The sequence below is a fragment of the Rhodococcus sp. ENV425 genome (genome assembly GCF_002887785.1).
Taxonomy (GTDB): Bacteria; Actinomycetota; Actinomycetes; order Mycobacteriales; family Mycobacteriaceae; genus Rhodococcus; species Rhodococcus aetherivorans.
In genome coordinates, this window is sequence record NZ_PCZU01000100.1 from 1 (window position 1) to 6,177 (window position 6,177).

Below are 6,177 nucleotides of genomic sequence, written 5' to 3' on the forward strand. Positions count from 1 at the left end.
CACGCTGGTGTCAGCGCACGCCGAGGCGGGCGAGCAGGTCGGCCTCGATGCCGTCCAGCTCCCGCGAGATGCCGGCGTGCGCGGCCTTGCGGCGCGGTGCCGGCATCTGCTCGGCGGCGTGCACCGCGGCCGTCAGGTCGGAGAGCCGGCCCCGGATGGCGTCGGCGAACTTCTGGGTCTCGGCGTCCTTGGGATGGCGCTCGAGGATCTCGCCGAGCGACTTCTCGGCCCCGGCGATGCGGGCGCTCAGGTGCGCGCCGTGACCGGTGTACTCGCCGAGCTGGTCGACGGCGACGCCCATGCGCTGGGCGCGCGCGGCGTCGAGCTGACCGCGCAGCGCGGTCACGCCCTGGTACACCAGCGGCACGAGCACCGGCGCGAGCAGCCGCACGACGGCGAGGTAGCGCCGCACCTTCGCCGCGGTGAAGCCCTTCTGGGCGGCGGCCTTCTCCTGGGCCTTGAGCGTGGCGAGCTGCTGCTTCTCGACCCGGGTCTGCGATTCGATCAGCGCCTTGTCGGCCTTGAGCTGGGCCTTGGCCGCCTTGATCTCGGCCTTCGTCAGGCGGCTGTCGCGCTTGCGCTGATTCTTCGCGTTGAGTTTGGCCTCGAGCCTTGCCTTGTGCTTGAGAGCCTTCGCCTCCGCCTTGCGGGTGGCGCGGCGCTTCCGCCTCTTGAACAACGCCATCGAACAGGACCCTCCATTCGGTGTACGGCGCCCACGGCGCCACGGGTCAGCCTATCCGTGACGGGGGTTTCCGGTTGACCCTAGGTGGACGAATACTGTTCTTCACTGTGAACGTATCCAGCGAGAGACGGACCTCGCCGGTCCTGATCGAGGCGAGCGCGCTGACCCGCTGCCGGCACCGGGTCCATCTGGACGCGGCCTTTCCGGACGAGTTGGCCGCGGCCCCGGAGCACCCGGGAGCCAAGCAGCGGCAGGAGGCGGCGGCCACCCACCGCGAGGCCGTGCGGCAGCGGCTGTTCGACGCGAACCCCGGCGACTGGGCGCGGATCGACCCCGAGGGGCCGGCGTGGCGGCGCGCCGAAGCCACCCTCGACGCATGCCGTCGCGGCGCGAACCGGATCTGGGGCGCGGTCCTGCCGTCGGAGCCGGACTCGGGCCGGCGGGGCCGGGCCGAGATCCTGCTGCGCGACGTCGAGCGCGGCGGCTACATCCCGGTGATCGTGGTCAATCACAAGGTCACCGACCCGGGCCGGGGCGCGACGACGTCGGGGCTGTTCGCGTGGGAGCCGGTGGTCGACGAGACCCGCAAGGTGCGCAGCCAGGTGCGCGACCAGATGCGGGTGGCCCACCTGTACCGGATGCTCGAGCGTCACGGTCTGGCCAGCCCGGCGCAGGTCGGCGGCGCCATCGGGTACGGCGGGGACTGCATCCTGGTGCACGACCTGAGTGCGGTCCTCGAGGACTACGACGCGCGGCTGGCCGACCGGCTCGCGATCGCCCGGGGCGAGACGCCGACGGAACCGTTGCAGATCGGGGAGTGCAAGACCTGCCCGTGGTGGCCGCGGTGCCGTGAGCAGCTGAGTGCGACGCACGACGTGTCGCTGGTGGCGCCGGGGCAGCGCGCGGCGGTGCTGCGCGAGCTGGGCGTGCACACGATCGACCAGCTGGCCCGCTGGGAGGGGGACCCGCCCGAGACCTGGCCGCAGGGCTCGTTCGAGGACACCGTCGTGGTGGCCAAGGCGTGGCTGGCGGGTGCGCCGCTGGTGCGGCGGCACGACCACGTGCACGTGCGGCGTGCGGACATCGAGATCGACATCGACATGGAGAGCTACCACGAGCACGGCGCGTACCTGTGGGGCACGCTGCTCAACGTCGGCGGGATCTCCGCGTACCGGGCGTTCGTCAGCTGGGATCCGGTGCCCACCGACGACGAGGCCCGCTCCTTCGCCGAGTTCTGGACGTGGCTGTCCGCGGAACGGGCCGCCGCCGCCGCGAGTGGGAAAACCTTTGCCGCCTATTGCTATTCGCGTACCGCGGAGGACAAGTGGCTGCTCGGCTCGGCCCGCCGGTTCGCCGGTTTCCCGGGGGTACCGACCGAGGACGAGGTGCGCGAGTTCATCGACTCGCCGCAGTGGGTGGACATCTACCAGGTCGTCACCGATCAGTTCGTGTGCCCGAACGGCAAGGGACTCAAGAAGATCGCGCCGATCGCCGGGCACCGCTGGCGGGACGAGGAGGCCGGTGGGGAGGCGTCGATGAGCTGGTACCGCGAGGCCGTCGGCTACGACGGGGACCCCGACCCGCAGCAGCGACGTCGCCTGCTCGAGTACAACGAGGACGACGTGATCGCCACGAAGGTGCTCCGCGAGTGGATGAGCGAGCGTGCGGTGCACGAGATCCCGCACATCTCCGACCTGTAGATCACTCCTGCGGGGGCGTCACCGCCTCGGCGAGCCGGATCAGGGCGTCGACCACCGGCGGGCCGAACATCACGGGATCGTTGTGCTCGGCGCCCGGCAGGGCCACCTTCTCGACGAGCCGGCGGGCGGCGCCGGCGACGGCCTCGCTCTGCCCGGGCGGGACGATCGTGTCCGCGGTCCCGTAGACGACGGTGATCGGCACGTCGAGACGCGCGACGGTCTCGGCGACCGGGAAGCGGTCCCACATCAGCCCCGTGGGCAGCAGCGGGTAGTGGTGCCGGCCGACGGTGGGCAGATCGACGAACGGCGAGCGCAGCAGCATGCCGGCGGGCGGATGCTCGGCGGCGAGCCCCGTCGTCACCCCGGTGCCCAGGCTCTCCCCGAGGTAGAGCAGCCGGTCCGGTCGGACGTTCTCGTGCTCGAGGAGGTACTGCCGGGCGGCGCGCACGTCGCGGGCGAGGCCGTCCTCGCTCGGGCGGCCGGGGTTGCCGCCGTAGCCGCGGTAGTCGAAGAGCAGAGTGGCGAAGCCGGCCTCGGCGAGCGCCGACGCCAGCGGCGCGCGGTCGACGCGGTTGCCGCCGTTGCCCGAGGCGAGCAGCACCGTGAAGCCCCGCGCCGTGCCGCGGGGCGGGACGTACCAGGCGCCGAGTTCGAGCCCGTCGGAGGTGGTCAGCAGCACGTCGCGGGCGCCGGGCAGCAGCGACAGCGCCGGCGGCGGCGGGGACCTGTCGGGCAGGTAGATCAGCCGGCGCTGCCCGAACCACAGGGCCGACGCGAGCACCGCGACGACCGCCACCACGAGCCACACCAGGCGCATGGCACCAGTGTGCCGTGGTGTCCTTCCGGATCCGGGCGGATCCGAAAGGACACCACGGCGGCGGAGCCGCCTATCGCGGCGCCATGCGCAGCGCGCCGTCCATGCGGATGGTCTCGCCGTTGAGGTAGTCGTGCTCGGCGATCATCTGCACGAGCTGGGCGTACTCGGACGGCTGGGCGAGGCGGGACGGGAAGGGCACGCCCGCCTCGAGGCCCTTGCGGTATTCGTCGGTGACGCCGGCGAGCATCGGGGTGTCGACGATGCCGGGGGCGATGGTGTTGACCCGGATACCGTACTGGGCCAGGTCGCGGGCCGCGGGGACGGTCATGCCGTGGACGCCGCCCTTGGAGGCGGAGTAGGCGATCTGGCCGATCTGGCCCTCGAACGCGGCGACGGAGGCCGTGTTGATGATGACGCCGCGCTGGCCGTACTCGTCGACGGGCTCGGTCTTGGACATCGCGTCGGCGGCCAGGCGCAGCACGTTGAACGTGCCGAGCAGGTTCACGGTGATGACGGTGCGGAACAGCTCGAGGTCGTGCGGGCCGTTCTTCGACAGCACCCGGCCGGCCCAGCCGACGCCGGCGCAGTTGACGACGAGGCGCAGCGGCAGGCCCGAGGCGACGATCTGATCGACGGCGGCCTGCACGTCGTCGGCGCTGGTGACGTCGGTGGCGATGAGGGTGACGCCGGCGGGCGCCTTGTCGCCGACGCGCTCGATGGACTGCGCGAGGTCGAGGCCGAAGACGGTCGCGCCGGCGTCGGCGAGACGCTGGGCGGTGGCTGCGCCGAGACCGGAGGCCGCGCCGGTGACCAGTGCGGCGGTTCCCTGAATTTCCACTGCCGTGCTCCTTTCGTGGCGCCACCGTCCGGCGTGCGCCTTGTCGACGCTCGCACCTTAGCGCGCGTTAGCTCGTGCGGATCGGCAGCGGTGGTGGGGCCGTCCCGCGCCGGAGCTGTCGTGCGGCGACTAGCGTCGACCACGGTAACGCCCGGTAGCGGAGGAGGGGCACCGTGGAATCCGACAGTTCGATCGCCGGGTTGTGTGACGCGGTGATCGCCGACCTCGACGCGTTGTCGGCCGAGGCGGTCGACCGGATCCGCGAACGTCTGCCGACCTACCTGGTGGTGCCGCCGGACGAGCACCGCGAATCGACCCGGCAACAGTTCCTCGTCACCCTCCGGTTGCTCGCGGATCGTCCCGCAGACACGCACCCGGCCGGCCCCGAGTTCGAGCGTGCCCGGCAACTCGGCAGGCAACGGGCACTGCAGGGGTTGACCCTTGCGAATGTGATCGAGTCCTTCCACATCGGGTCGCGAGAACTGTGGCGCGCTCTCGTCGAGCACGCGCCGGAGCCCACCACGGAACTTCTGCACGCCGGGGGGCTGCTGTGGGACCTCGTCCATGCGGGGACGACCGCGGTGGCGATGGGACACGACGACGCCACCCGCACGGCGCAGGCGGTACGGGCCAATCGCCGCGCGCTGCTGTTCGAACTGCTCGAGCAGGGACACCCGACGGAGGAGGCCCGAACGCTGGCCGCTGCGCTGGGGCTGGACCCGGACGGGATGTTCCGAGCCGCATGCACGCCGTCCGAGGCGTGGTCCGATGTGCAGCTGCAGGGACTGCAGCACGCCCTGGACGACGGACCGGCGCCGGCGCTGTGCAGCCGACGCGGCACCACGGTCGTCACCGTCTTCCAGACGGTCGCGAGTTCGGTGGTCGTCGACGCGATCCGGCACGTGCGCCCCGACATGTCGGTGGGATTGGGGCTCGCCCGTCGGGGCCTGGAGGGGGCGACAACGAGCATCGGTGACGCCCGGCGCGCGCTCGCGCTGGTGCGGGGCCGGGCACAGACCGCCGACTTCGACGAGTGCTGGCTGCCGGCGATCCTCTTCGAACACCGGGAGGAGCTGGCGCCGATGTTGGCGAAGGGCGCGGAGATCGCGGCCCGGCACCCGCACCTGGCCGAAGCGGTCTCGGCGTTCGCCCAGAGCGGGTTCTCGGCCAGTGCGGCCGCCCGGAGACTGCACCTGCATCCCAATTCGCTCGCGTACCGGCTCGAACGCTGGCAGCAGTTGACCGGGTGGGATCTGCGCACGGTCGACGGGCTCGTCCGGTCGATGGTCGCGCCGGCGCTCTCGTGAAATTGCCGAACAGGATGCCCGAAGTTCGGCTCTGTTGCCGATGGTCACGGGCGAAGCGAAGGCCGAGTATGAACCGGGACACAAGATCGGCCCTCGGGAAGGAGTGCTCATGACCGACGCAGCGCAGACAGGTCCGGGGATCGAGGTGCCACGGCCACCGACGTTCGGCTCGGCCGACGAGGAGCGCCTGCACCGCAAGCAGCGCCTGGCCGCAGCGTTCCGGCTGTTCAGTGCATGCGGCTTCGACGAAGGCGTCGCCGGCCACATCACAGCTCGCGATCCCGAGCATTCCGACCACTTCTGGGTCAACCCCTTCGGAGTGCACTTCAGCCTGATCCGGGCGAGCGATCTGATCCTGGTCAACCACGAGGGCGAGATCGTCGAGGGGAACCGGCCCGTCAATCGGGCGGCCTTCGCCATCCATTCCCAGGTCCATGCTGCGCGTCCGGACGCGGTGGCCGCCGCGCACGCGCACTCCCTCTACGGCAAATCGCTGTCGAGCCTGAAGATCGGACTCGAACCGCTGACGCAGGACGCCTGTGCCTTCTACGACGATCACGCGGTGTTCGACGACTACACCGGTGTGGTGCTCGACGTCGAGGAGGGCCGACGTATCGCCACCGCCCTCGGCGACAACAAGGCCGTCGTGCTCGCCAATCACGGGCTGCTCACCGTGGGTCAGACGGTCGACTCGGCCGCGTGGTGGTTCATCACCATGGAACGGTCGTGCCAGGCCCAACTGATCGCCATGGCCGCCGGCACCCCCCGCCCCCTCGACGCCGCCACCGCGAAGTTGACGTACGACCAGGTCGGACTCGAGTACGCCGGAT

The 6,177-nt window shown here is 71.3% G+C and carries 6 protein-coding genes; 3 read left to right on the forward strand and 3 right to left on the reverse strand.

All coding sequences use genetic code 11. From position 1 onward, the window contains the following. Positions 1-10 precede the first annotated feature (10 nt). On the reverse strand, positions 11-685 hold the full coding sequence (locus CQZ88_RS08355; RefSeq protein ID WP_006944681.1) for a DUF6474 family protein: 675 nt from the start codon (positions 683-685) through the stop codon (positions 11-13). A 107-nt stretch (positions 686-792) separates the two neighbouring features. Between CQZ88_RS08355 and CQZ88_RS08360 the strand changes: the two genes are divergently transcribed. Then, positions 793-2,385, forward strand: a complete 1,593-nt coding sequence (locus CQZ88_RS08360; RefSeq protein WP_029546929.1) for a TM0106 family RecB-like putative nuclease — start codon at positions 793-795, stop codon at positions 2,383-2,385. Position 2,386: 1 nt separating this feature from the next. On the opposite strand, the gene CQZ88_RS08365 is transcribed toward CQZ88_RS08360, so the two are convergent. Further along, on the reverse strand, positions 2,387-3,202 hold the full coding sequence (locus tag CQZ88_RS08365) for an alpha/beta hydrolase (protein ID WP_102799579.1): 816 nt from the start codon (positions 3,200-3,202) through the stop codon (positions 2,387-2,389). A gap of 70 nt (positions 3,203-3,272) precedes the next feature. Beyond that, the gene (locus CQZ88_RS08370; protein ID WP_006944673.1) at positions 3,273-4,040 is read right to left on the reverse strand and encodes an SDR family NAD(P)-dependent oxidoreductase; all 768 of its coding nucleotides are present in this window, start codon (positions 4,038-4,040) and stop codon (positions 3,273-3,275) included. 173 nt (positions 4,041-4,213) lie between these two features. Between CQZ88_RS08370 and CQZ88_RS08375 the strand changes: the two genes are divergently transcribed. Further along, on the forward strand, positions 4,214-5,347 hold the full coding sequence (locus tag CQZ88_RS08375; protein ID WP_029546930.1) for a CdaR family transcriptional regulator: 1,134 nt from the start codon (positions 4,214-4,216) through the stop codon (positions 5,345-5,347). A 109-nt stretch (positions 5,348-5,456) separates the two neighbouring features. After that, positions 5,457-6,177 (forward strand): class II aldolase/adducin family protein (locus CQZ88_RS08380; RefSeq protein ID WP_102799580.1); only part of this gene is annotated, 721 nt, incomplete at its 3' end.

Coding starts and splice junctions, on each gene's coding strand:
- CQZ88_RS08355 (WP_006944681.1), bottom strand. CDS start 685: ATGGCGTTGTTCAAGAGGCGGAAGCGCCGCGCCACCCGCAAGGCGGAG.
- CQZ88_RS08365 (WP_102799579.1), bottom strand. CDS start 3,202: ATGCGCCTGGTGTGGCTCGTGGTGGCGGTCGTCGCGGTGCTCGCGTCG.